Raw genomic sequence first — 25,917 nt, forward strand, 5'->3', positions numbered from 1 at the left:
AGAAGGGCGCGTTCATGCGCTCCTGTAGTTGAGCTATCAGAAGTGGCCTGGGCGTGGGTGCTGTAAGTCTTTGGAGATATTGGGAGGCGCGATGGCTTCGGACAATAGGGGTTTAGCGATGGTTAAGGTGAGACGCATCTATTGCGGGTGTAGGTAAAGCCACATTTGGGCAGCGGGCAATTTCATAACTTACTGATGGGGCGGAGGATTTTTCAGGTCGGTCAGACAGCAGGCCGGGTATTGTGAATCTAGGCGTCTAATGTTTAGTACAGTTGAAACTAAGGATCGTGAAAGCCAGATTTTCCAAACCTTAAGCCCATGCCAATTTAGGCACAACAACACTTGTCGCTGCCCAATTGCCTTGCGAGGACTTGTCCGATGAATCTGCCTGAAAACGCTCCTGTCGGTCTGGCCAGCCAGCTCAAGCTGGACGCCCACTGGATGCCCTACACCGCCAACCGCAATTTTCAGCGCGATCCACGGCTGATCGTCGCCGCCGAAGGCAGCTACCTGACCGACGACAAGGGCCGCAAGATTTATGACGCCCTGTCCGGCTTGTGGACTTGCGGCGCCGGTCACACCCGCAAGCAGATCCAGGAAGCAGTATCGCGCCAATTGGGCGTGCTCGATTACTCCCCGGCTTTCCAGTTCGGCCACCCGCTGTCGTTTCAGCTGGCCGAGAAAATCACCGACCTGACCCCGGGCAACCTCAATCACGTCTTCTATACCAACTCCGGTTCCGAGTGCGCCGACACCGCGGTGAAGATGGTCCGTGCCTACTGGCGCCTGAAAGGCCAGGCCACCAAGACCAAGCTGATCGGCCGTGCCCGTGGCTATCACGGGGTGAATATCGCCGGTACCAGCCTGGGTGGCGTCAACGGCAACCGCAAGCTGTTCGGCCAGTTGCTCGACGTCGATCACATTCCGCACACCCTGCTGCCGGGCAATGCCTTCACCAAAGGCATGCCGGAGGAGGGCGGTATCGCCCTGGCCGATGAAATGCTCAAGCTGATCGAGCTGCACGATGCTTCGAACATCGCCGCGCTGATTGTCGAGCCGCTGGCCGGTTCTGCAGGTGTACTGCCTCCGCCGAAGGGCTACCTGAAGCGTCTGCGGGAAATCTGCGACCAGCACAACATCCTGCTGATCTTCGACGAAGTCATCACCGGCTTTGGCCGCATGGGCTCGATGTTCGGTGCTGATGCCTTCGGCGTCACCCCGGATCTGATGTGCATCGCCAAGCAAGTCACCAACGGCGCCATCCCGATGGGCGCGGTGATCGCCAGCAGCGAGATCTACCAGACCTTCATGAACCAGCCGACCCCGGAATACGCGGTGGAATTCCCCCACGGCTACACCTACTCGGCGCACCCGGTCGCCTGCGCCGCCGGTCTCGCCGCGCTGGACCTGCTGGAGAAAGAAAACCTGGTGCAATCGGCCGCCGAACTGTCGCCGCACTTCGAGAAGGTGCTGCACGGGGTCAAGGGCGCGAAGAACATCATCGACATCCGTAACTACGGCCTGGCCGGCGCCATCCAGATTGCCGCCCGCGACGGTGACGCCATCGTGCGTCCATACGAGATCGCCATGAAGCTGTGGAAAGCCGGCTTCTATGTACGCTTCGGCGGCGACACCCTGCAGTTCGGCCCAACCTTCAACAGCCAGCCGCAGGAACTGGACCGCCTGTTCGATGCGGTCGGCGAGGCCATCAACCAGGTCGATTGATTGTCCCTCTATATATAAGCAGCGGGCGCGAGTGATCTCGCGTCCAGGCATACCCTCTTTCTGGAGTTCTGCATGAGCACTGTTCAACACCTGATCAACGGCGAACTGGTTGCTGCCGACACGCGCACCGCCGATGTCTTCAACCCGTCCACTGGCCAGGCCATCCACAAGGTTGCCCTGGCCAGCAAGCAAACCGTGCAGCAGGCCATCGACTCGGCCAAGGCCGCCTTCCCGGCCTGGCGCAACACGCCGCCGGCCAAACGCGCCCAGGTAATGTTCCGCTTCAAGCAACTGCTGGAGCAGAATGAAGCGCGTATCTCCCAGCTGATCAGCGAAGAGCACGGCAAAACCGTGGAAGACGCCGCCGGTGAACTCAAGCGCGGTATCGAGAACGTCGAGTTTGCCTGCGCCGCACCGGAAGTGCTCAAGGGCGAGTACAGCCGCAACGTTGGCCCGAACATCGATGCCTGGTCCGACTTCCAGCCGCTGGGCGTAGTGGCCGGTATTACCCCGTTCAACTTCCCCGCCATGGTGCCGCTGTGGATGTACCCACTGGCAATCGCCTGTGGTAACTGCTTCATCCTCAAGCCATCGGAACGTGATCCGAGCTCGACCCTGCTGATTGCCCAACTGCTGCATGAAGCCGGCCTGCCTAAAGGCGTGCTCAACGTTGTGCACGGTGACAAGGAAGCGGTGGATGCGCTGATCGAGGCGCCAGAGGTCAAGGCCCTGAGCTTCGTTGGCTCGACGCCGATCGCCGAGTACATCTATGCCGAAGGCACCAAGCGCGGCAAGCGCGTTCAGGCCCTGGGCGGGGCGAAGAACCACGCGGTGCTGATGCCTGATGCCGACCTGGACAACGCGGTCAGCGCGCTGATGGGCGCAGCCTACGGTTCTTGCGGCGAGCGCTGCATGGCGATCTCGGTGGCCGTGTGCGTTGGCGATCAGGTGGCCGATGCGCTGATCGCCAAGCTCGAACCACAGATCAAGGCGTTGAAGATTGGTGCCGGTACTTCCTGCGGCCTGGACATGGGCCCGCTGGTTACCGCCGCCGCCCGTGACAAGGTGGTTGGCTACATTGACCAAGGTGTGGCCGCTGGTGCGCAGTTGGTGGTCGACGGTCGTGGCTACCGGGTTGCCGGTAATGAAGACGGCTACTTTGTCGGCGGCACCCTGTTCGACCGCGTGACGACCGAGATGAGCATCTATAAAGAAGAGATCTTCGGGCCGGTACTCTGCGTGGTACGCGTCGACAGCCTGGAAGAGGCCATGCGCCTGATCAACGAACACGAATACGGCAACGGCACCTGCATCTTTACCCGTGACGGTGAAGCGGCGCGCCTGTTCTGCGACGAGATCGAAGTGGGCATGGTCGGCGTCAACGTCCCGCTGCCGGTGCCGGTGGCTTACCACAGCTTCGGCGGCTGGAAGCGTTCGCTGTTCGGCGACCTGCATGCCTATGGCCCGGATGGCGTTCGTTTCTACACCCGCCGCAAAGCCATTACCCAGCGCTGGCCGCAACGTGCCAGCCATGAAGCGTCGCAGTTTGCCTTCCCGAGCCTTTAAGGCTTTAGCAGCGACTAGCTGCAAGCTGCAAGCTACAAGTTGAAAGCGGTGCTGCCGCTTTTACTTGCAGCTTGAAGCTTGTGGCTTATAGCCAAAACGCCCCTTCTGAAACAAAGTTGAAATAAGTCCTTGACGCCCCCGCGGATGTGTCTATAATACGCCCCACTTCCGGCGCAGTCGGAACTGAAAACTCCTTGAGTTTCAAAGAGTTAGCGGTTCCAGGGTCATCCGGAAGGGCTTCGGTCGAAAGATCGGCAGCGGTGAAAAAGGCAGTTGACAGCGGTTTGAAACGCTGTAGAATTCGCCTCCCGCTGACGAGAGATCGCAGCGAGTCAAGTGGTTGAAGTTGAAAGAGAAATTCTGAAAAACTTCAAAATAAACGCTTGACAGGCTCTGAGGAAAGCGTAGAATGCGCGCCTCGGTTGAGACGAAAAGCTCTTAACCAACCGCTCTTTAACAACTGAATCAAGCAATTCGTGTGGGTGCTTGTGAGCTCAGACTGATAGTCAAAAAGATTATCAGCATCACAAGTGGCTACACGAAAATCGAAAGATTTGAAAGTAAGTCATTTGAGATTGCTGAGCCAAGTTTAGGGTTTTCTCAAAACCCAAGCAGTATTGAACTGAAGAGTTTGATCATGGCTCAGATTGAACGCTGGCGGCAGGCCTAACACATGCAAGTCGAGCGGATGAGAAGAGCTTGCTCTTCGATTCAGCGGCGGACGGGTGAGTAATACCTAGGAATCTGCCTGGTAGTGGGGGACAACGTTTCGAAAGGAACGCTAATACCGCATACGTCCTACGGGAGAAAGCAGGGGACCTTCGGGCCTTGCGCTATCAGATGAGCCTAGGTCGGATTAGCTAGTTGGTGAGGTAATGGCTCACCAAGGCGACGATCCGTAACTGGTCTGAGAGGATGATCAGTCACACTGGAACTGAGACACGGTCCAGACTCCTACGGGAGGCAGCAGTGGGGAATATTGGACAATGGGCGAAAGCCTGATCCAGCCATGCCGCGTGTGTGAAGAAGGTCTTCGGATTGTAAAGCACTTTAAGTTGGGAGGAAGGGTACTTACCTAATACGTGAGTATTTTGACGTTACCGACAGAATAAGCACCGGCTAACTCTGTGCCAGCAGCCGCGGTAATACAGAGGGTGCAAGCGTTAATCGGAATTACTGGGCGTAAAGCGCGCGTAGGTGGTTCGTTAAGTTGGATGTGAAATCCCCGGGCTCAACCTGGGAACTGCATCCAAAACTGGCGAGCTAGAGTAGGGCAGAGGGTGGTGGAATTTCCTGTGTAGCGGTGAAATGCGTAGATATAGGAAGGAACACCAGTGGCGAAGGCGACCACCTGGGCTCATACTGACACTGAGGTGCGAAAGCGTGGGGAGCAAACAGGATTAGATACCCTGGTAGTCCACGCCGTAAACGATGTCAACTAGCCGTTGGAATCCTTGAGATTTTAGTGGCGCAGCTAACGCATTAAGTTGACCGCCTGGGGAGTACGGCCGCAAGGTTAAAACTCAAATGAATTGACGGGGGCCCGCACAAGCGGTGGAGCATGTGGTTTAATTCGAAGCAACGCGAAGAACCTTACCAGGCCTTGACATGCAGAGAACTTTCCAGAGATGGATTGGTGCCTTCGGGAACTCTGACACAGGTGCTGCATGGCTGTCGTCAGCTCGTGTCGTGAGATGTTGGGTTAAGTCCCGTAACGAGCGCAACCCTTGTCCTTAGTTACCAGCACGTTATGGTGGGCACTCTAAGGAGACTGCCGGTGACAAACCGGAGGAAGGTGGGGATGACGTCAAGTCATCATGGCCCTTACGGCCTGGGCTACACACGTGCTACAATGGTCGGTACAGAGGGTTGCCAAGCCGCGAGGTGGAGCTAATCTCACAAAACCGATCGTAGTCCGGATCGCAGTCTGCAACTCGACTGCGTGAAGTCGGAATCGCTAGTAATCGCGAATCAGAATGTCGCGGTGAATACGTTCCCGGGCCTTGTACACACCGCCCGTCACACCATGGGAGTGGGTTGCACCAGAAGTAGCTAGTCTAACCTTCGGGAGGACGGTTACCACGGTGTGATTCATGACTGGGGTGAAGTCGTAACAAGGTAGCCGTAGGGGAACCTGCGGCTGGATCACCTCCTTAATCGACAGACATCAGCTGTCTTATGAGCTCCCACACGAATTGCTTGATTCATTGAAGAAGACGATAGAAGCAGCTTTAAGCTCCAAGCTGATAGCTCCAAGCTAACAGTTACGCGCTCGAAATTGGGTCTGTAGCTCAGTTGGTTAGAGCGCACCCCTGATAAGGGTGAGGTCGGCAGTTCGAATCTGCCCAGACCCACCAATTTTGTTATGGGGCCATAGCTCAGCTGGGAGAGCGCCTGCCTTGCACGCAGGAGGTCAGCGGTTCGATCCCGCTTGGCTCCACCACTTACTACCGTCGTAAAGCTTAGAAATGAATATTCGCGTCGAATATTGATTTCTGAACTTTTTCAGAATCGTTCTTTAAAAATTTGGGTATGTGATAGAAAGATAGACTGGACAGCACTTTCACTGGTGTGTGTTCAGGCTAAGGTAAAATTTGTGAGTAATTACAAGTTTTCGGCGAATGTTGTCTTCACAGTATAACCAGATTGCTTGGGGTTATATGGTCAAGTGAAGAAGCGCATACGGTGGATGCCTTGGCAGTCAGAGGCGATGAAAGACGTGGTAGCCTGCGATAAGCTTCGGGGAGTCGGCAAACAGACTTTGATCCGGAGATCTCTGAATGGGGGAACCCACTCAGCATAAGCTGAGTATCTTGTACTGAATACATAGGTGCAAGAGGCGAACCAGGGGAACTGAAACATCTAAGTACCCTGAGGAAAAGAAATCAACCGAGATTCCCTTAGTAGTGGCGAGCGAACGGGGACTAGCCCTTAAGTGGCTTTGAGATTAGCGGAACGCTCTGGAAAGTGCGGCCATAGTGGGTGATAGCCCTGTACGCGAAAATCTCTTAGTCATGAAATCGAGTAGGACGGAGCACGAGAAACTTTGTCTGAATATGGGGGGACCATCCTCCAAGGCTAAATACTACTGACTGACCGATAGTGAACCAGTACCGTGAGGGAAAGGCGAAAAGAACCCCGGAGAGGGGAGTGAAATAGATCCTGAAACCGTATGCGTACAAGCAGTGGGAGCCTACTTTGTTAGGTGACTGCGTACCTTTTGTATAATGGGTCAGCGACTTATATTCAGTGGCGAGCTTAACCGAATAGGGGAGGCGTAGCGAAAGCGAGTCTTAATAGGGCGTTTAGTCGCTGGGTATAGACCCGAAACCGGGCGATCTATCCATGGGCAGGTTGAAGGTTAGGTAACACTGACTGGAGGACCGAACCGACTACCGTTGAAAAGTTAGCGGATGACCTGTGGATCGGAGTGAAAGGCTAATCAAGCTCGGAGATAGCTGGTTCTCCTCGAAAGCTATTTAGGTAGCGCCTCATGTATCACTGTAGGGGGTAGAGCACTGTTTCGGCTAGGGGGTCATCCCGACTTACCAAACCGATGCAAACTCCGAATACCTACAAGTGCCGAGCATGGGAGACACACGGCGGGTGCTAACGTCCGTCGTGAAAAGGGAAACAACCCAGACCGTCAGCTAAGGTCCCAAAGTTATGGTTAAGTGGGAAACGATGTGGGAAGGCTTAGACAGCTAGGAGGTTGGCTTAGAAGCAGCCACCCTTTAAAGAAAGCGTAATAGCTCACTAGTCGAGTCGGCCTGCGCGGAAGATGTAACGGGGCTCAAACCATACACCGAAGCTACGGGTATCACTTAGGTGATGCGGTAGAGGAGCGTTCTGTAAGCCTGTGAAGGTGAGTTGAGAAGCTTGCTGGAGGTATCAGAAGTGCGAATGCTGACATGAGTAACGACAATGGGAGTGAAAAACTCCCACGCCGAAAGACCAAGGTTTCCTGCGCAACGTTAATCGACGCAGGGTTAGTCGGTCCCTAAGGCGAGGCTGAAAAGCGTAGTCGATGGAAAACAGGTTAATATTCCTGTACTTCTGGTTATTGCGATGGAGGGACGGAGAAGGCTAGGCCAGCTTGGCGTTGGTTGTCCAAGTTTAAGGTGGTAGGCTGAGATCTTAGGTAAATCCGGGATCTTAAGGCCGAGAGCTGATGACGAGTTGCCATTAGGCGACGAAGTGGTTGATGCCATGCTTCCAAGAAAAGCTTCTAAGCTTCAGATAACCAGGAACCGTACCCCAAACCGACACAGGTGGTTGGGTAGAGAATACCAAGGCGCTTGAGAGAACTCGGGTGAAGGAACTAGGCAAAATGGCACCGTAACTTCGGGAGAAGGTGCGCCGGTGAGGGTGAAGGACTTGCTCCGTAAGCCCATGCCGGTCGAAGATACCAGGCCGCTGCGACTGTTTATTAAAAACACAGCACTCTGCAAACACGAAAGTGGACGTATAGGGTGTGACGCCTGCCCGGTGCCGGAAGGTTAATTGATGGGGTTAGCTAACGCGAAGCTCTTGATCGAAGCCCCGGTAAACGGCGGCCGTAACTATAACGGTCCTAAGGTAGCGAAATTCCTTGTCGGGTAAGTTCCGACCTGCACGAATGGCGTAACGATGGCGGCGCTGTCTCCACCCGAGACTCAGTGAAATTGAAATCGCTGTGAAGATGCAGTGTATCCGCGGCTAGACGGAAAGACCCCGTGAACCTTTACTATAGCTTTGCACTGGACTTTGAATTTGCTTGTGTAGGATAGGTGGGAGGCTTTGAAGCGTGGACGCCAGTTCGCGTGGAGCCATCCTTGAAATACCACCCTGGCAACTTTGAGGTTCTAACTCAGGTCCGTTATCCGGATCGAGGACAGTGTATGGTGGGTAGTTTGACTGGGGCGGTCTCCTCCTAAAGAGTAACGGAGGAGTACGAAGGTGCGCTCAGACCGGTCGGAAATCGGTCGTAGAGTATAAAGGCAAAAGCGCGCTTGACTGCGAGACAGACACGTCGAGCAGGTACGAAAGTAGGTCTTAGTGATCCGGTGGTTCTGTATGGAAGGGCCATCGCTCAACGGATAAAAGGTACTCCGGGGATAACAGGCTGATACCGCCCAAGAGTTCATATCGACGGCGGTGTTTGGCACCTCGATGTCGGCTCATCACATCCTGGGGCTGAAGCCGGTCCCAAGGGTATGGCTGTTCGCCATTTAAAGTGGTACGCGAGCTGGGTTTAGAACGTCGTGAGACAGTTCGGTCCCTATCTGCCGTGGACGTTTGAGATTTGAGAGGGGCTGCTCCTAGTACGAGAGGACCGGAGTGGACGAACCTCTGGTGTTCCGGTTGTCACGCCAGTGGCATTGCCGGGTAGCTATGTTCGGAAGAGATAACCGCTGAAAGCATCTAAGCGGGAAACTTGCCTCAAGATGAGATCTCACTGGAGCCTTGAGCTCCCTGAAGGGCCGTCGAAGACTACGACGTTGATAGGTTGGGTGTGTAAGCGCTGTGAGGCGTTGAGCTAACCAATACTAATTGCCCGTGAGGCTTGACCATATAACACCCAAGCAATTTGAGCGAAAGCCAGATTGCGGTGTTGTGAAGACTGCACAGCCGAAGATTTGTAACTCACAAACATCACATACCCGATTCGCTGGAGTGTCTTAAACAAGACCTTCTGGCAACAGAATTTCTTGACGACCATAGAGCATTGGAACCACCTGATCCCATCCCGAACTCAGCAGTGAAACGATGCATCGCCGATGGTAGTGTGGGGTTTCCCCATGTGAGAGTAGGTCATCGTCAAGATTAAATTCCGAAACCCCTATCTGCATATGCAGGTAGGGGTTTTGTCTTTCTGGCTGTTGCACAACACAGTCAGGCTCGCCGAGCATGATAAGGTTTCCCTCTGCCCGCACAGCCTCAAGGATGCCCAATGCCGCACACAAACCCACTCCTACCAGGTTTCATGGTGGTTCACGGCAACCGCCTGGATGAACTGCGTAGCCTGGTGGTGAGCTGGATGCGGCGTTACCCGCTGGCACCGTTGGAAAACGAAATCGCCCTGGTGCAGAGCAACGGCATCGCCCAGTGGTTGAAGCTGGCCCTGGCCGAAGATCCTGAGGATGACGACCAGGGCGGCTGCGGCATCGCTGCGGCGGTCGAGGTGCAGCTGCCCGGCAGTTTCATGTGGCAGCTGTACCGCAAGGTGCTGGGCCGCGAAGAAATCCCCGAGGTGTCGCTGCTCGACAAGGCGCCGCTGACCTGGCGCTTGATGCGCCTGCTACCAGAGGTCATCGACAAGCCGCACTTCGAGCCCTTGCAGCGCTTTCTCACCGACGACAGCGACCTGCGCAAGCGCTACCAGCTGGCCGAGCGCCTGGCCGACCTGTTCGACCAGTACCAGGTGTATCGCGCCGACTGGCTCAAGGACTGGGCCGCTGGCCGTCATGTGCTCAATACCGCCCGTGGCGAATCCAGGCCGCTGCCGCCCGCCAACTGCTGGCAGGCCGAGCTGTGGCGCGCCTTGTTGCTGGATGTCGGCGAAGAGGGTATGGCCCAGAGCCGCGCCGGTGTGCACCAGCGCTTCATCGAACGGATCAACAGCCTGGAGCAGGCGCCCGCTGGCCTGCCGTCCCGGGTTATCGTTTTTGGTATTTCGTCGTTGCCTGCCCAGGCGCTGGAAGCCCTCGCCGGCCTGGCGCGTTTCAGCCAGGTGCTGCTCTGCGTGCACAACCCCTGCCGTCACCATTGGGCCGACATCGTCGCCGACAAGGACCTGTTGCGCCATCAGTACAAGCGCCAGCAACGCAAGCAGGGCATGCCCAGCCTGATCGACGCCGAAACCCTGCACCAGCACGCCCACCCCTTGCTGGCTGCCTGGGGCAAGCAGGGCCGCGACTACATCAACCTGCTCGACAGCTACGACGACCCTGGCAGTTACCGCGCAGCCTTCAGCGACGGGCGTATCGACCTGTTCAGCGAAAGCGAGCCCAAGACCCTGCTCAACCAGTTGCAGGACGACATTCTCGAGTTGCGCCCGCTGGCCGAAACCCGCGAGCTGTGGCCTGACGTCGACCCCGGCAAAGATCGCTCGGTGCGTTTTCATATCGGCCACAGCCCGCAACGTGAAGTGGAAATCCTCCACGACCAGTTGCTCGCCCGCTTCAGCGCCGATCCGGCGCTGCGCCCCCGCGACATCATCGTCATGCTCCCGGACATCAACACCTACGCGCCGCACATCCGCGCCGTGTTCGGCCAGCTCGACCGCAACGACCCGCGTTTCATCCCCTTCACCCTGACCGACCAGGGCCAGCGTGGCCGCGACCCGTTGCTGATCGCCCTGGAGCACCTGCTGAAGTTGCCCGACAGCCGTTTCGCCGTCAGCGAGATCCTCGATCTGCTCGATGTGCCGGCCTTGCGCGCGCGCTTCGCGATCAAGGAAAGCGACCTGCCGACCTTGCACCGTTGGATCGAAGGCGCGGGCATTCGCTGGGGGCTGAACGCCGAGCAACGCGCCGGTCTCGGTTTGCCGGCGGACCTTGAACAGAACAGCTGGCGATTCGGCTTGCGACGCATGCTGCTGGGTTACGCCGTCGGTGTCGGCGAAGGCTGCGACGGGATCGAGCCGTTCGATGAGATTGGCGGCCTGGATGCCGCCTTGATCGGCCCGTTGGTGGCCCTGCTCGATGCCCTGGAAATTGCCCACGAGCAGCTCTCCCAGGCGGCGACGGCTGCCGAGTGGGGCGAGCGCCTGCATGCCTTGCTGCAAGTGTTCTTCCTCGCCGAAACCGAGCATGACGACTACCTGCTGGTGCAACTGCAGACCCTGCGCGAAACCTGGTTGCAGACCTGTGAGTCGGTCGGCCTGCAAGACTTGCTGCCGCTCACCGTGGTCCGTGAAGCCTGGTTGGCCGGGCTCGACCAGGGTCGGCTGTCCCAGCGCTTTCTCGCAGGTTCGGTGAACTTCTGCACCTTGATGCCCATGCGCGCGATCCCGTTCAAGGTGGTCTGTCTGCTGGGTATGAACGATGGCGACTATCCGCGTGCGCAGCCGCCGCTGGACTTTGACCTGATGGGCAGTGACTACCGTCCAGGTGATCGCTCGCGGCGCGAGGACGATCGCTACCTGTTGCTCGAGGCGCTGCTGTCGGCCCGTGATCAGTTGTACGTCAGTTGGGTCGGGCGCAGCATTCGCGACAACAGCGAACGCCCGGCCTCGGTGCTGATCGGCCAGTTGCGTGATCATCTGGCGGCAGGTTGGCGCCTGGCCGGTGCCGAGGTGGGCGGCAAGCTCAACGCCGGTGAGCAGTTGTTGCATGCGCTGACCGTGGAGCATCCGTTGCAGCCGTTCAGCGCCCGCTACTTTCACAAGGGCAGCAGCCTGTTCAGCTATGCCCGTGAGTGGCGCTCCCTGCATCTGCCTGGCGAACAACAGCTCAAGCCTGAGGATGAGCTGCCGGCTTACAGCAGCGATGAACCGCTGACCCTGACCTTGCTGCAAGACTTCCTCCGCCATCCGGTACGACACTTCTTCAGCCAGCGTTTGAAGGTGTTCTTCGAGTCGGTGGAAGCGCCCCTGGCCGATGAAGAGCCATTCGTGCTCGATGCCCTGCAGCGCTACAGCCTGAGTGAAAGCCTGCTGGCAGCAGCCCTGGCCGACCCGCAAGACAGCGAGCGGGCGTTGACCACCCAGGCCAGGCGCCTGCAGGGCTACGGGCTGCTGCCGCTGGCAGGTTTCGGTGAATGCCTGCAGGCCGAACTGATCGAGCCGTTGCCCGACCTGCTGCAGCGTTATCAACAGCTGCTGCAGCAGTGGCCGTTGCCTGTGGATAACGCCGTGCCGATCCGCTTCGAGTATCGCCAGCTCAAGCTTGAAGGCTGGTTGGGCCGGGTCTACCAGCGCGAAGACGAGTCCTTGCTAAGCATCACCACCTTGCCCAATGGCATCAGCAGTGGCCGCACCCTCAAGTGGCACCGGCTGACGCCAACCTGGGTCATGCACCTGGCCGCCTGTGCGGTGGGCCTGAAGCTGCACAGCGCCGTGGTCGCCACCGACGTTACGCTATTGTTGGCGCCGCTCGAACAAGCCCGTGCCGCTGAACTGCTGGGCGACCTGTTACTGGCCCGGCAAACGGGCATGAACGCACCGCTGCCGGTGGCGGTGAAAACGGCCTTTGCCTGGCTAGCCCAGAGCGATGCCGACAAAGCCCTGGCCGCCGCGGCCAAGGCCTACGACGGCGATGGCCAGAACAGCTTTGGCGAGCGCAGCGAAAGCACCGCGCTGGCCCGGCAGTTCAGTGATTTTGCGGCACTCAGTGCCAGTGAAGAATTCGAAGGCTGGTGCGAGGCCCTGTACCGCCCCATGTTCGAAGCGCCCTGGCAGACGCTGGGCAAAGAGGAGAGTGCTCGATGAGCCTTGGAGTTGCCCCTGCCCCCCTGGCCCTGACCTTTCCCCTGCACGGCAGCCAGCTTATCGAAGCCAGCGCCGGTACCGGCAAGACTTTCACTATCTCGGCGCTATACCTGCGCCTGGTGCTCGGCCATGGCGGCGAGCAGGGCTTTGGCCGCGAGCTGCTGCCGCCGCAGATTCTTGTCGTGACCTTTACCGACGCCGCCACCAAGGAGTTGCGCGAACGCATTCGTACTCGCCTGGCAGAAGCTGCGCGCTATTTCCGTGGCGAGTTGAGTGAAGCCGACCCTTTGCTTGAGCAACTGCGCGATGACTATGAGCCGGCGCTGTGGGCAGCGTGCGCCAATCGCCTGGACGTGGCCGCGCAATGGATGGACGAAGCCGCGGTGTCGACCATCCACAGTTGGTGCCAACGCATGCTGCGCGAGCACGCTTTCGACAGCGGCAGCCTGTTTACCCAGACCCTGGAAACCGACCACAGCGACCTGCTCGGCCAGGTCATGCGTGATTACTGGCGGCGCTTCTGCTACAGCATGCAAGGCGATGCGCTGGCCTGGGTCCGAGCCCATTGGGTCAGCCCCGAAGCCTTGTTGCCACGGGTGCGCGCGCTGTTCGGCCGGCAGCGCATCGAGAGCGATGAAGAAGAGCCCCAGGCCCTGATCGAAGCGGTGCTGCAGCAGCGCACCGAGCTGCTGCGCACGCTCAAGGCGCCCTGGGCGCAATGGTCTGGCGAGTTGCTGCAGATCTGTCGAGACGGTCTGGCTGCCAAGCAGGTCGATGGGCGCAAGATGCAGGCACGCTATTTCGAGCCCTGGTGCGAGAAGCTCAAGGCCTGGGCCGAAGACGACCAGGCGCTGGAGCTGGACCTTGGCACCGGCTTCAGTCGCTTTACCCGCGCCGGCATGGCCGAAGCCTGGAAGGGCGAGCCGCCCGTGCATCCGGCATTGCAGGCGATGGAGGCGCTGCGCGACCAGCTTCAGGGCCTGCCCACGCCTGATGCCTGTCTGCTCGAACATGCTGCCGCCTGGGTTGGCGCCCGCTTCGAGCAGGAAAAGCGCCGCCGCGCCGAAATGGGCTTCGACGACATGCTCCTGCGCCTCGACCACGCGCTGCACGGTGATGCCGGCGAGCGCCTGGCCGGGCTGATCCGCGAGCAGTTCCCGGTGGCGCTGATCGACGAATTCCAGGACACCGACCCGGTGCAGTACCGGATCTTCCAGCGCATCTACCGGATTGAAGAGAACGTCCGCGACACCGGCCTGTTCCTGATCGGCGACCCCAAGCAGGCGATCTATGCCTTCCGCGGCGCCGACATCTTCACTTACCTGGGGGCACGCCGGGCCACGGCCGGGCGCCTGCACAGCCTGGATACCAACTACCGCTCCAGCCAGGCCATGGTCACGGCGGTCAACCATGTGTTCATGCAGGCTGAAGTGCGTGAGTCGGGCCGTGGCGCCTTCTTGTTCCGTGACGGCAATGACAACCCGGTGCCGTTTCTCGAGGTCAAGGCCAAGGGCCGCAGCGAGCAATTGCAGGTCGATGGCGTGCCGGTGCCAGCACTCAACCTCTGGCAACTGAGCAGTGAAGAACCGGTTTCCGGCGCCGTTTACCGGCAGCAGCAGGCTGCCAGCTGTGCCAGCCAGATCGTCGCCTTGCTCAATGGCGGACAGCAGGGGCGCAGCGGTTTCATGCAAGCCGATCAGTCGCTGCGTGGCTGCCTGCCTTCGGATATCGCCATCCTGGTGCGCGATGGCCGTGAGGCGCAGCTGATTCGCGGCGAACTGGCGGCTCGCGATGTGCGCAGTGTGTACCTCTCCGACAAGGATTCGGTATTCGCCGCCCAGGAGGCCCATGACTTGCTGGCCTGGCTCAAGGCCTGCGCCGAGCCGGATGCCGAGCGTCTGCTCAAGGCGGCACTTGCCAGCATCACCCTCAACCTGCCGCTCAGCGCCCTGGCGCAATTGAACCAGGATGAGCGGGTGTGGGAGCGCTGGGTCATGCAGTTTCGCCAGTACCGGCTGATCTGGCGTAGCCAGGGTGTGCTGCCGATGCTGCGGCGCCTGCTGCACGATTTCGACTTGCCTCAAGTGTTGATGGCCCGCAGTGATGGCGAGCGGGTGCTGACCAACCTGCTGCACCTGGCCGAACTGCTGCAACAGGCGGCCACCGAGCTGGATGGCGAGCAGGCGTTGATTCGCCACCTGGGCGAGCACCTGGCCAGCTCGGGTCAGGCTGGCGAAGAGCAGATCCTGCGCCTGGAAAGCGACGAACAACTGGTCAAGGTGGTAACCATCCACAAATCCAAAGGCCTGGAATACCCCCTGGTGTTCCTGCCCTTCATCTGCACCAGCAAGCCGGTCGATGGCTCGCGCTTGCCCCTGGCCTGGCACGACGGCGAAGGCCAGGCGCACCTGACCCTGACCCCGGATGCCGAACAGATCGCCCTGGCTGACGACGAGCGCCTGGCCGAAGACCTGCGCCTGCTGTACGTGGCCTTGACCCGCGCCCAGCATGCTTGCTGGCTCGGTGTTGCCGACCTCAAGCGCGGCACCGGCAAGGCCTCGACCCTGCATCGCTCGGCCCTGGGTTACCTGTTGGGTGGCGGCACGCCCCTGGCGGCTTCGACCCAACTGGGTGATTGGCTGCAGGCCTTGCAGTCCGGCTGCCCGGCCATCGCCAGTATCGAGTTGCCAGCGCCGGATGAACAGGCCTACAGCGCCCCGCGCAACCAGGCCGAACTGCTGCCTGCACGCCAGCCCAAGCGCCGGGCTGCGGAGAACTGGTGGATCGCCTCCTACAGTGCTTTGCGCATCGGCGAAGAGGCCATGACCCTGGCAGCCGACAGCTCTCAGGCGCAACAACTGCTCGATGACGAGCGGCCTGACGCGCAGCAGCTGCGTGAAGTGATGCCCGGTAGTGGCGACATTCACCGCTTCCCGCGCGGGCCGAACCCCGGCACCTTCCTCCACGGCTTGCTTGAGTGGGCCGGGCACGAAGGGTTCGCCCAGGTCAGCGCCGACCCCGAGCAATTGACCCGCACCGTCGGCCAGCGCTGCAACCGCCGCGACTGGACCGGCTGGATCCCGACCCTCAGCCAGTGGTTGCAGCAACTGCTCGCACAGCCCATGGCCCTGGCACCTGATAGCTCACCGTTGTCCTTGAGCCAGCTAAGCCAGTACCAGATCGAAATGGAGTTCTGGTTCGCCAGCCACAAGGTCGATGTCGGCCGGCTCGACCAGCTGGTGTGCGAATACACCCATCAGGGCGTCGCGCGCCTGGCTGCGCAACCGGCGCTGCTCAATGGCATGTTCAAGGGTTTTATCGACCTGGCCTTCGAACACGACGGCCGTTATTACGTGGCGGACTACAAATCCAACTGGCTGGGGCCTGATGACCTGGCCTACAGCGAACTGGCCATGGAAGGCGCGATCCTCAGCCACCGCTATGACCTGCAATACGTGCTCTACCTGCTGGCCCTGCATCGCCAGTTGCGCGCGCGGCTGCCGGGTTATGACTACGACCTGCATGTCGGCGGGGCACTGTTCATCTTCCTGCGTGGCGTCGATTCGGCTTCTCGCGGCCTGTATTTCGTCAAGCCACCGCGTGAGCTGATCGAGCAGCTCGATGCGCTGTTCCGCGGCGTCAGCGCCCCGCAGCAACACGACCTGTTTTTCGGAGACGCCCCATGAGCCGTAGCCTCGACGACCTGTTGCCGACGCCGCTGGATGCCGGCCACCTGGCGGCACTGCAGCCGCTGAGCAAGGGCGCAGACCTGCTGGCCTTGCTTGATCGCTGGGTCGAGCGTGGCTGGTTGCGTGCCCTGGACCGGGCCTTTGTGAGTTTTCTCGGTGAGCGCGACCCTGGCGGCGAGCCCTTGGTGCTGCTGGCGGCGGCCCTGGCCAGTCATCAGCTGGGCCACGGGCATGTCTGCCTCGACCTGGGTGAAACTTTGGCCGAGCCGGATTTTGCCCTGTCGCTGCCGCCGGAGGGGGACGCCCTGGCCGGGCCATTGCTGTTGCCCTCGCAACTGCTCGAGCGCCTGACCCTCGACACCTGGCTGCAGCAACTGGGCCGCAGCCGGTTGGTGGCCCATGGCAGCAACAGCGAAGACAGCGCCCGCCCGCTGGTGCTCAATGGCCAGCGCCTGTACCTGCGCCGTTACTGGGCCTACGAGCGGCGTATCGACAACGCCTTGCGCGAGCGCCTGCAGCAGGTCGAGCCAACCCCGGCAGACCTTTCTGCGCGGCTGGCGCAACTGTTCGAGGGTGGCGTTCCTGGCGCTCAGGTGGACTGGCAAAAGCTGGCCTGTGCCCTGGCCACCCGCAGCGCCTTCAGCATCATTACCGGCGGCCCGGGTACCGGTAAAACCACCACGGTGGTGCGTTTGCTGGCCCTGTTGCAGGCGCCTGCGGTGGAGGCGGGGCGACCGCTGCGCATTCGCCTGGCGGCACCCACCGGCAAGGCCGCCGCGCGTCTGACCGAGTCCATCGGCCAGCAGGTCGAGCGCCTGGCGGTGGCTGTCGAGGTCCGAGACAACATTCCCACCGACGTCTCCACTGTTCACCGTCTGCTCGGCAGCCGCCCGGGCTCACGGCATTTCCGGCACCATGCCGGCAACCCGCTGCCGCTGGATGTGCTGGTGGTCGACGAAGCCTCGATGATCGACCTGGAGATGATGGCCAACCTGCTTGGCGCTTTGCCGCCCCATGCGCGCCTGGTGCTGCTGGGCGACAAGGACCAGCTTGCTTCGGTGGAGGCCGGCGCGGTACTCGGCGACCTGTGCCGCGATGCCGAGGCCGGGCGCTACAGCCCCGAGACCCAGGCCTGGCTGGAGCAGGTCAGTGGTGAAACCCTGGCGGGCAGCGAACTGCTGCCGGGCAGCGCCGGGCAGTATCCGCTGGCGCAGCAAGTGGTGATGCTGCGCTACTCGCGGCGCTTTGGCGAAGGCAGCGGCATTGGCCAGCTGGCACGCCTGGTCAACCGCCAGGAGGCCGATCAGGCCCGGGCCCTGCTCAACCAGAAACAGGACGATGTGTTTGCCCTGACCCTGCGCGGTGAGCAGGACCGCAACTTCGATCGCTTGCTGCTCGAAGGCCTGGGCCGTGGCAGTGATGGCCCCCAGGGTTATCGCAGCTACCTGCAAACCCTTCGCCAGCAGCGCCCGCAACCTGGTACGCCGGTGGATGATCCACGCTGGGAAACCTGGGCCATGCAGGTGTTGCAGGGCTTCGAGACCTTTCAGTTGCTGTGTGCCGTGCGCAAGGGGGCCTGGGGTGTCGAAGGCCTGAACCAGCGGGTCAGCCGGGTGCTCGGCGCGGCGGGGCTGATCGACAGTGAGCAGCCCTGGTATGAAGGCCGCCCGGTACTGATGACCCGCAACGACTACAGCCTGGGTTTGATGAACGGTGATATCGGCATCGCCCTGCGCCTGCCCGATGAGCAGCATGAGGGGCAACAGGTACTGCGCGTGGCTTTTGCCCGCAACGACGGGCACGGCGGCGTGCGTTTCGTCTTGCCGAGCCGGCTCAATGAAGTCGAAACCGTGTTCGCCATGACCGTGCACAAGTCCCAGGGCTCGGAGTTCACCCACACCGCGCTGGTGCTGCCAGACGCCCTGAACCCGGTTTTGACCAAGGAGTTGATCTACACCGGTATCACCCGGGCCAAGACCTGTTTTAGTTTGATCGAGCCGCGCCAGGGCGTGTTTGAAGACGCGGTGCGGCGCAAGGTCAAACGTATCTCGGGGCTGATGCTGGAGCAGGTTTAAGCACGGCGATTCGGCCTATTACCGGATCGCCCGGGAGGTGCTCCCTCGCTGGAAAATCGGCCTCTGTGCTATCGTTGCGGCATCATCCTGCGTGGTTTTAAGAGATTTCCCTCATGAATGTGGCCGCCCCGACATCGGGACGTGTGACGAGCCTGACGCGTTCGCTGCTGGCCGCGATGCTGTTGCTGTTCGCCGCGCAGGCCGGTGCCGAGGCTGAGGTCACGTCGAACCTGGCCGAGCAGCGAGCCAAGGCAGTCACCCAGGTTGTGCTGGGTATCCTCAGTTACGCACGTTGGCCGGTTGAGCCGGCACAACTGCGCCTGTGCCTGATCGGCCCGACCGAATATGCCGACGATCTGGTCAAAGGCACCACCCAGGCCACCGGTCGCCCGGTGGTGGTGCGCCGCTTGCTGGCCAGCGACCCGCGCATCGCCAATGAGTGCGATGCGATCTATATCGGCAAGCTCAGCCAGGACGAACGTAGCCGGTTGTTCACGGCGTTGAGCGGTCATCCGGTGCTGAGCATGAGCGAGGCCGATGACCCGTGCACAGTCGGCAGCCTGTTCTGCCTGCGGGTCGGCGATCGCCAGGTAGCGTTCGACGTCAACCTCGACTCGGTGGCGCGCAGCGGCGTGCGCATCCACCCCAGCGTGCTGCAGCTCTCGCGGCGGCGGGCGGCGCAACCATGATCGGCTTTGGCAAGGGGCGCGAGCGCCCGACCCTGCGTGCCGTGCTTGGTCGCCGCCACCTGAGCGTGGCGCTGCTTGCCGTCGGCCTTGCCGGGGTCTCGCTGACCCTGCTCGGCGTGCTGGCCTTGCGCGTTTACGCCAATCACAACCTGCACCTGATTGCCCGTTCGATCAATTACACCGTGGAAGCGGCAGTGGTATTCAACGACGCCGGTGCGGCCAACGAAGCGCTGGCGTTGATTGCCACCACGGAAGAAGTCGCCGACGTCAAGGTGTTCGACGACAATGGCGAGCTGCTGGCGCGCTGGCAGCGCAATGACAGCGGCCTGCTGGCGCAGACCGAGCAACTGATCGCCCGCAGCCTGCTGGAAGAGCCGATCATTCTGCCGGTGCTGCACCAGGGCCAGCAGGTCGGGCGTATCGAACTGGTGGGGCAGGGCGGCAGCCTGGTGCGCTTCCTGCTCAGCGGCCTGGCCGGGATCCTGTTGTGCACGGCGCTTAGCGCTTTCAGTGCGCTGTACCTGTCGCGGCGCATGTTCGGCGACATTGTCGGGCCGCTGCGTAGCCTGGCCAATGTCGCCCACGCCGCGCGCCGCGAGCGCAGTTTCGACCGCCGCGTGCCACCGGCGCAGATCGCCGAGCTCAACGAGCTGGGCAACGACTTCAACGCCTTGCTTGACGAGCTGGAGTCGTGGCAGAGCCACTTGCAGAGCGAGAACGAAAGCCTGGCCCATCAGGCCAGCCACGACAGCCTCACCGGCTTGCCGAACCGGGCGTTTTTCGAAGGCCGCCTGAGCCGCACTCTGCGCAATGCGCAAAAGCACAATGAACACCTGGCCTTGCTGTTTCTCGACAGCGACAACTTCAAGGAGGTCAACGACAACTTTGGCCACGCCGCTGGCGATGAAGTGCTGATCAGCGTGGCCACCCGGGTGCGTGCGCAGCTTCGAGAAAATGATCTGGTGGCTCGCCTGGGCGGTGACGAATTCGCCGTGCTGCTGGCGCCACTGCACGCGCACGAAGACGCCCGGCGCATCGCCGAGAAGATTGCCGCCAGCATGAAACTGCCAATTCGCCTGAGCGAAGGGCAGATCATCGTCACGTCGCTGAGCATCGGTATTGCCTATTTTCCCGACGACGGCGGTAATCCTTCCGACCTCCTCAATGCCGCTGATGCGGCGATGTATCAGGCCAAGCGCAACTTGCGTGGCCAGGGGCAAATGGCAGAGCCGGAGCGCTCTGCTCATCATGTAAAAAACAGGAGCTGAACCGTGATTCACTTGAGCCAACGACTACGTTTTCATTTTATCTGCCTGGCCCTGGCGTTGTTCGCCCTGGGCGGCTGCCAGAGCGTGCCACCCAAAGGGTTGACCGCCGAACAGATTGCCCTGCTCAAGCAGGAGGGCTTTCAGCTCACCGATGAAGGCTGGGAGTTCGGCCTGTCGAGCAAAGTGCTGTTCGGCAGCGATGTCGACACCCTCAACGCCCAGAGCCGGACGATTGTCGAGCGCATCGGCAAGTCGCTGCTGTCGGTGAACATCCAGCGCGTGCGGGTCGACGGCCATACCGATGCCTCGGGCCGCGCGGCCTACAACGAACAACTGTCCAAGCGCCGTGCGCAGAGCGTGGCCAATGTGCTGGTTGGCGTCGGCATGCGCCCGGAAAACGTCGCAACCCGCGGTCTGGGCAGCAGCGAGCCGGTGGCCAGCAACGACACCCGCGCCGGACGCCTGGAAAACCGCCGGGTGTCGATCGTGGTCGCCTCCGACTGATCAGTCGGCAAAGCTCATCGCGCGCGACTCGCCCATCAGCAGCGGGGTGTTGCGCTCGGTGACATCGCGGATGTAATCCCACAACAGGGTGATCCGCTTCAACTTCCTCAAATCCTCCCGGCAGTACATCCAGAACTGCCGGGTAATCTCTACCTCCTGCGGCAGAATCGCCACCAGGCGCGGGTCTTGTGCGGCCAGAAAACACGGCAGGATCGCCAGGCCACGGCCCTGCTGCGCCGCTACATACTGGGCGATCACGCTGGTGCTGCGCAGGTTGGCGCTGGCGGCCGGAATCAGGTTGGCCAGGTACAGAAGCTCGGAACTGAAAGCCAGGTCGTCGACATAACTGATGAACTGATGGCGGGCCAGGTCGCTGCTGCGGGTGATCGGCTCGTGGCTGTCCAGATATTCCTGGGTGGCGTACAGGCGCAGGCGGTAATCGCACAGCTTGCAGCACACGTAGGGCCCGTGTTCCGGGCGCTCGAGGGCGATGACGATGTCGGCCTCGCGCTTGGACAGGCTGATGAAGTGCGGCAGCGGCAGGATGTCCACCGAGATCGCCGGGTAGGCATCAACGAAATGGCTCAGCTGCGGGGTGACGAAGAAGCTGCCAAATCCTTCGGTGCAGCCCATGCGTACATGCCCCGACAACGCCACGCCGGAGCCGGAAACCTGCTCGCAAGCCATGTGCAGGGTGCTTTCGATGGATTCGGCATAGCTGAGCAGGCGCTGGCCTTCGGCGGTGAGGACAAAGCCGTTGGTCCGCGACTTTTCGAACAACAGAGTGCCCAGCGCCACTTCCAGCGAACTGATCCGCCGCGACACCGTGGTGTAGTCGACGCCCAGGCGTTTGGCCGCGCTACTGGCCTTGCGGGTACGCGCCACTTCAAGGAAAAACTTCAGGTCATCCCAGTTCAGCGACCCCAGGGAGGTGATGTTTTTTTGCATGTTGGTCCGGCTTTTATGTGCGTTCTTATTAGATGTTTGCACATCTATACTCCAAAAAAGCCCTGGACCCAAGCGCCCGCCGTGGCTGACCCGGTGGCGTCGATCTCTCCCTAACAACAATTTCAGGAGAACGCACATGAACGCATCCCTTACTCCCGGCCAGACCAAGGTCGAGCAGGTCAAGCTGCTGATCGACGGCCAATGGGTCGAATCGAAAACCAGCGAATGGCGCGACGTGGTCAACCCGGCCACCCAGCAAGTGCTGGCCCGCGTCCCCTTCGCCACCGCCGAAGAAGTCGACGCCGCCATCGCCGCCGGCCAGCGTGCGTTCAAGACCTGGCGCGACACCCCGATCGGCGCGCGCATGCGCATCATGCTCAAGCTGCAGGCGCTGATCCGCGAACACTCCAAGCGCATCGCCGTAGTCCTCAGCGCTGAACAGGGTAAGACCATTGCCGACGCCGAAGGCGATATCTTCCGCGGCCTGGAAGTGGTCGAGCATGCCTGCAGCATCGGCACCTTGCAGATGGGCGAGTTCGCCGAAAACGTTGCCGGTGGCGTCGACACCTACACCCTGCGCCAGCCGATCGGCGTCTGCGCCGGTATTACCCCGTTCAACTTCCCGGCGATGATCCCGCTGTGGATGTTCCCGATGGCCATCGTCTGCGGCAACACCTTCGTGCTCAAACCGTCCGAACAGGACCCGCTGTCGACCATGCTGCTGGTGGAGCTGGCGGTCGAAGCCGGTGTGCCGGCCGGCGTGCTCAACGTCGTCCATGGTGGCAAGCAGGTGGTCGATGCGCTGTGCACCCATACTGATATCAAGGCGATCTCTTTCGTTGGCTCCACCGAGGTTGGCACCCACGTCTATAACCTGGCGGGGCAGCACGGCAAGCGCGTGCAATCGATGATGGGCGCCAAGAACCACGCCGTGGTGCTGCCGGACGCCAATCGCACGCAAACCCTCAATGCCCTGGTTGGTGCCGGTTTCGGCGCGGCTGGCCAGCGCTGCATGGCCACCTCGGTGGCGGTGCTGGTGGGCAAGGCCCGCGAGTGGCTGCCGGAGCTCAAGGAGCTGGCTTGCAAACTCAAGGTCAACGCTGGCAGCGAGCCGGGCACCGATGTCGGCCCGCTGATTTCCAAGCGCGCCAAGGAGCGGGTGCTGGGCCTGATCGAAAGCGGTATCAAGGAAGGCGCCACGCTCGAGCTCGACGGCCGCGAGGTCAGCGTGCCGGGCTACGAGCAGGGCAACTTCGTCGGCCCGACCCTGTTCTCCGGGGTGACCACCGACATGCAGATCTACACCCAGGAAATCTTCGGCCCGGTGCTGGTGGTGCTGGAAGTCGACACCCTCGACGAAGCCATCGCCCTGGTCAACCGCAACCCCTTCGGCAACGGCACCGGCCTGTTCACCCAGAGCGGCGCGGCGGCGCGCAAGTTCCAGAACGAGATCGACGTCGGCCAGGTCGGCATCAACATCCCGATCCCGGTGCCGGTACCGTTCTTCAGCTTCACCGGCTCGCGCGGCTCCAAGCTCGGCGATCTGGGCCCGTACGGCAAACAAGTGGTGCAGTTCTACACTCAGACCAAGACCGTCACCAGCCGCTGGTTTGATGATGACAGCGTCAACGATGGCGTGAACACCACCATCAGCCTGCGCTAAGGAGCTCATCATGCGTATTGCATTCATCGGCCTTGGCAACATGGGCGCGCCCATGGCCCGCAACCTGATCAAGGCCGGGCATCAGCTGAACCTGTTCGACCTGAACAAGACCGTGCTGGCAGAGCTTGCCGAGCTCGGCGGGCAGATCAGCAGCTCGCCGCGCGATGCCGCGCAGCAGAGCGAACTGGTGATCACCATGCTGCCGGCCGCCGCCCATGTGCGCGGCGTGTACCTCAACGAAGATGGCGTGCTGGCCGGGGTAAAGGCCGGGACCCCGGTGGTCGACTGCAGCACCATCGACCCGCAGACCGCCCGTGACGTAGCGGCCGCAGCGGCCAAACAGGGCGTTGACCTTGCCGATGCGCCGGTGTCCGGTGGTACCGGCGGTGCCGCAGCCGGCACCCTGACCTTCATGGTCGGTGCCAGCGACACGCTGTTCGCCACCCTGCAGCCGGTGCTGGCGCAGATGGGTCGCAACATCGTCCATTGCGGTGAGGTCGGCACCGGGCAAATCGCCAAGATCTGCAACAACCTGCTACTGGGTATCTCGATGATCGGCGTCTCCGAAGCCATGGCGTTGGGCAACGCGTTGGGGATCGACACCAAAGTCCTGGCCGGGATCATCAACAGCTCGACCGGCCGTTGCTGGAGTTCGGACACTTACAACCCGTGGCCGGGCATCATCGACACGGCCCCGGCATCGCGCGGCTATACCGGTGGCTTTGGTGCCGAGCTGATGCTCAAGGACCTGGGCCTGGCGACAGAAGCCGCGCGTCAGGCACACCAGCCGGTGATTCTCGGCGCAGTGGCCCAGCAGCTGTATCAGGCCATGAGCCTGCGCGGCGAGGGTGGCAAGGATTTCTCGGCGATTGTCGAAGGCTATCGCAAGCCCGAGTAAAAGAGCATCGCCAGCAAGGCTGGCTCCCACAGGTACTGCGCACACATCATTCTGTGGGGGCTGGCCTTGCCAGCGATGGGCTGCCAAGGCAGCCCCAACGGTCAGGCAAAAACGAAGTACTTGCGCACCGTCTCCACCACCTCCCAGGTGCCTTTCATCCCCGGCTCGATGACGAACACGTCACCGGCCTTCAAATGTACCGGCTGCTCACCTTCCGGGGTGATCACGCAGTAGCCGTCGAGAAAGTGGCAATACTCCCACTTCTCGTAATTGACCTGGAACTTGCCCGGCGTACAGATCCAGGTGCCCATGATCTTGCTGCCATCGGCCGACATATAGGCGTTGAGGTTGACGGTGTGCGGGTCGCCGCCGATGCGTTGCCACTTGGTCGCATCCAGCACGGGGGTAGGGCAGGTCTCGCGCAGCACGGTGATGAAATCGGACATTCCAGGCTCCAGAGGATGACTCAAAGGTCCATCACCATAGGCGCGATCGGCGCCGGGCAGATGTCTGGTCTCGACCTTTGGCTGTCTGGGAGCGCAAACCTGCGATTAGCGCTCGAGGCTGTCACCAAAGCCGCGGATCACTTTCAGCAGCGCCTTGACTCGCTGCGGCAAGCTGCCGGCCGGGTACACCGCGTGCATTTGCGGGCTGTCGCCGTTGCTGGCGGTCAGCCGGTACTCGGCGCAGACCCGCTGCAAGCGCCCGGCCTGCACCTCGGGTTCGGCCAGCCAGTCGGCCAGGCGGGCGATGCCGACGCCGGCCAGGGCGGCCTGGAATACAGCGATCCCGGAGCTGAAGCGAAACCTCGGATGCACCCGCAGGCTGACGGCCTGGCCGGCGCTGCGAAACTGCCATTCCTTGAGGATCCGCGGCGCGGTATGCAGGATCAGCGCGTGTGTTTCCAGCGCCTCGATTGATGCGGGCATGCCGTGTTTTTGCAGGTAGGCAGGGCTGGCATACAAGGAGCGCGAGTAGCGCCACAGCGGATAACCGATCAGTTCGCTGTCCTGGGCAAAGGCGCCACGAATGGCGAAGTCCAGTTTGCTTTTGGCCGGGTCGATCGGCTCGTCGCTGAAGATCACATCGACGTTCACCTGCGGGTAGCGTTCGCCATATTGCGCAATCAAACCGGGCAACACCGGCGCCAGTGATTCGGGGGCGCAAAACCGCACCCAGCCGGAGGCCAGGCCGCTGAGTCCGGCCAGCTCCTCATCGGCCTCGCGTTGCAAATCAAGCATTTTGTCGGCATAGGGCAGCAGGCGCTCGCCGGCCTCGGTAAGGCTCACGGCATTGGCCGAGCGGTTGAACAGCTTGGCCCCGGCGTTTTCCTCAAGGGCCTGCACAGCGCGGGTTACAGCACTGGGCGAGCGCCCCAGGGCGCGTGCCGCAGCGACGAAGCTGCGCTTGCGGGCAACCATTGCGAAGGCTTCCAGCTCCGCGAGCATATCCAGGGCCATGCACTACCTCGTTGCAGTTT

At 61.2% G+C, this 25,917-nt stretch carries 13 protein-coding genes, 2 tRNA genes and 3 rRNA genes; 15 read left to right on the top strand and 3 right to left on the bottom strand.

Translation table 11 applies throughout. The features are described 5' to 3' along the window. The first annotated feature begins 378 nt into the window (after positions 1 to 378). The 13 genes from LOY37_RS03180 to LOY37_RS03240 all read left to right on the top strand — a co-directional run bounded on the left by LOY37_RS03180 (position 379) and on the right by LOY37_RS03240 (position 20,928). Positions 379 to 1,725: an aspartate aminotransferase family protein gene (locus LOY37_RS03180; protein WP_093376384.1), complete on the top strand. Its 1,347-nt coding sequence runs from the start codon at positions 379 to 381 to the stop codon at positions 1,723 to 1,725. 72 nt (positions 1,726 to 1,797) lie between these two features. After that, positions 1,798 to 3,291, top strand: coding sequence for a CoA-acylating methylmalonate-semialdehyde dehydrogenase (locus LOY37_RS03185; protein ID WP_045197105.1), 1,494 nt, complete (start codon positions 1,798 to 1,800; stop codon positions 3,289 to 3,291). Between the two features lie 619 nt (positions 3,292 to 3,910). Further along, positions 3,911 to 5,447, top strand: a 16S ribosomal RNA gene (locus LOY37_RS03190). Between the two features lie 124 nt (positions 5,448 to 5,571). Next, positions 5,572 to 5,648, top strand: a tRNA-Ile gene (locus LOY37_RS03195). A 10-nt stretch (positions 5,649 to 5,658) separates the two neighbouring features. Next, positions 5,659 to 5,734, top strand: a tRNA-Ala gene (locus LOY37_RS03200). Between the two features lie 219 nt (positions 5,735 to 5,953). Beyond that, positions 5,954 to 8,844, top strand: a 23S ribosomal RNA gene (locus tag LOY37_RS03205). Positions 8,845 to 8,980: 136 nt separating this feature from the next. Further along, a 5S ribosomal RNA gene (gene rrf / locus LOY37_RS03210) occupies positions 8,981 to 9,096 on the top strand. The 16S, 23S and 5S rRNA genes sit together here with 2 tRNA genes alongside, the layout of an rRNA operon. Before the next feature lie 127 nt (positions 9,097 to 9,223). Continuing rightward, the gene (recC, locus tag LOY37_RS03215) at positions 9,224 to 12,703 is read left to right on the top strand and encodes an exodeoxyribonuclease V subunit gamma (RefSeq protein WP_258716288.1); all 3,480 of its coding nucleotides are present in this window, start codon (positions 9,224 to 9,226) and stop codon (positions 12,701 to 12,703) included. Continuing rightward, positions 12,700 to 16,389, top strand: a complete 3,690-nt coding sequence (gene recB, locus LOY37_RS03220) for an exodeoxyribonuclease V subunit beta (protein WP_258716289.1) — start codon at positions 12,700 to 12,702, stop codon at positions 16,387 to 16,389. The genes recC and recB overlap by 4 nt, the downstream gene beginning before the upstream one ends. Further along, positions 16,386 to 18,467 carry an exodeoxyribonuclease V subunit alpha gene (recD, locus tag LOY37_RS03225; RefSeq protein WP_258716290.1) on the top strand — a complete coding sequence of 694 codons (2,082 nt, stop codon included), beginning with the start codon at positions 16,386 to 16,388 and terminating at the stop codon, positions 18,465 to 18,467. Before recB ends, recD begins: the two co-directional genes overlap by 4 nt. Positions 18,468 to 18,580: 113 nt before the next feature. Further along, on the top strand, positions 18,581 to 19,156 hold the full coding sequence (locus LOY37_RS03230) for a YfiR family protein (RefSeq protein WP_258716291.1): 576 nt from the start codon (positions 18,581 to 18,583) through the stop codon (positions 19,154 to 19,156). Beyond that, complete coding sequence (locus LOY37_RS03235) at positions 19,153 to 20,424, top strand: diguanylate cyclase domain-containing protein (RefSeq protein ID WP_045195816.1); 1,272 nt, start codon at positions 19,153 to 19,155, stop codon at positions 20,422 to 20,424. The genes LOY37_RS03230 and LOY37_RS03235 overlap by 4 nt, the downstream gene beginning before the upstream one ends. Before the next feature lie 12 nt (positions 20,425 to 20,436). After that, positions 20,437 to 20,928, top strand: a complete 492-nt coding sequence (locus LOY37_RS03240; protein WP_408980718.1) for an OmpA family protein — start codon at positions 20,437 to 20,439, stop codon at positions 20,926 to 20,928. Here the strand turns inward: LOY37_RS03240 and LOY37_RS03245 are convergent, their stop codons facing one another. Further along, on the bottom strand, positions 20,929 to 21,876 hold the full coding sequence (locus LOY37_RS03245) for a LysR family transcriptional regulator (RefSeq protein WP_258716293.1): 948 nt from the start codon (positions 21,874 to 21,876) through the stop codon (positions 20,929 to 20,931). It lies immediately after the preceding gene. Positions 21,877 to 22,012: 136 nt separating this feature from the next. On the opposite strand from LOY37_RS03245, the gene LOY37_RS03250 reads away from it, so the two are divergent. Continuing rightward, complete coding sequence (locus tag LOY37_RS03250; RefSeq protein ID WP_093387789.1) at positions 22,013 to 23,539, top strand: CoA-acylating methylmalonate-semialdehyde dehydrogenase; 1,527 nt, start codon at positions 22,013 to 22,015, stop codon at positions 23,537 to 23,539. Positions 23,540 to 23,549: 10 nt separating this feature from the next. Beyond that, entirely contained in the window at positions 23,550 to 24,437 is an 888-nt protein-coding gene (mmsB, locus tag LOY37_RS03255) for a 3-hydroxyisobutyrate dehydrogenase (protein WP_045195822.1), read from the top strand. A gap of 101 nt (positions 24,438 to 24,538) precedes the next feature. On the opposite strand, the gene LOY37_RS03260 is transcribed toward mmsB, so the two are convergent. Both LOY37_RS03260 and LOY37_RS03265 read right to left on the bottom strand, forming a co-directional pair. Continuing rightward, complete coding sequence (locus LOY37_RS03260) at positions 24,539 to 24,883, bottom strand: cupin domain-containing protein (RefSeq protein WP_258716294.1); 345 nt, start codon at positions 24,881 to 24,883, stop codon at positions 24,539 to 24,541. 105 nt (positions 24,884 to 24,988) lie between these two features. Beyond that, positions 24,989 to 25,897: a LysR family transcriptional regulator gene (locus LOY37_RS03265; RefSeq protein ID WP_258716295.1), complete on the bottom strand. Its 909-nt coding sequence runs from the start codon at positions 25,895 to 25,897 to the stop codon at positions 24,989 to 24,991. Positions 25,898 to 25,917 lie beyond the last annotated feature (20 nt).

The organism is Pseudomonas sp. B21-012 (assembly GCF_024749305.1).
Classification (GTDB): domain Bacteria; phylum Pseudomonadota; class Gammaproteobacteria; order Pseudomonadales; family Pseudomonadaceae; genus Aquipseudomonas.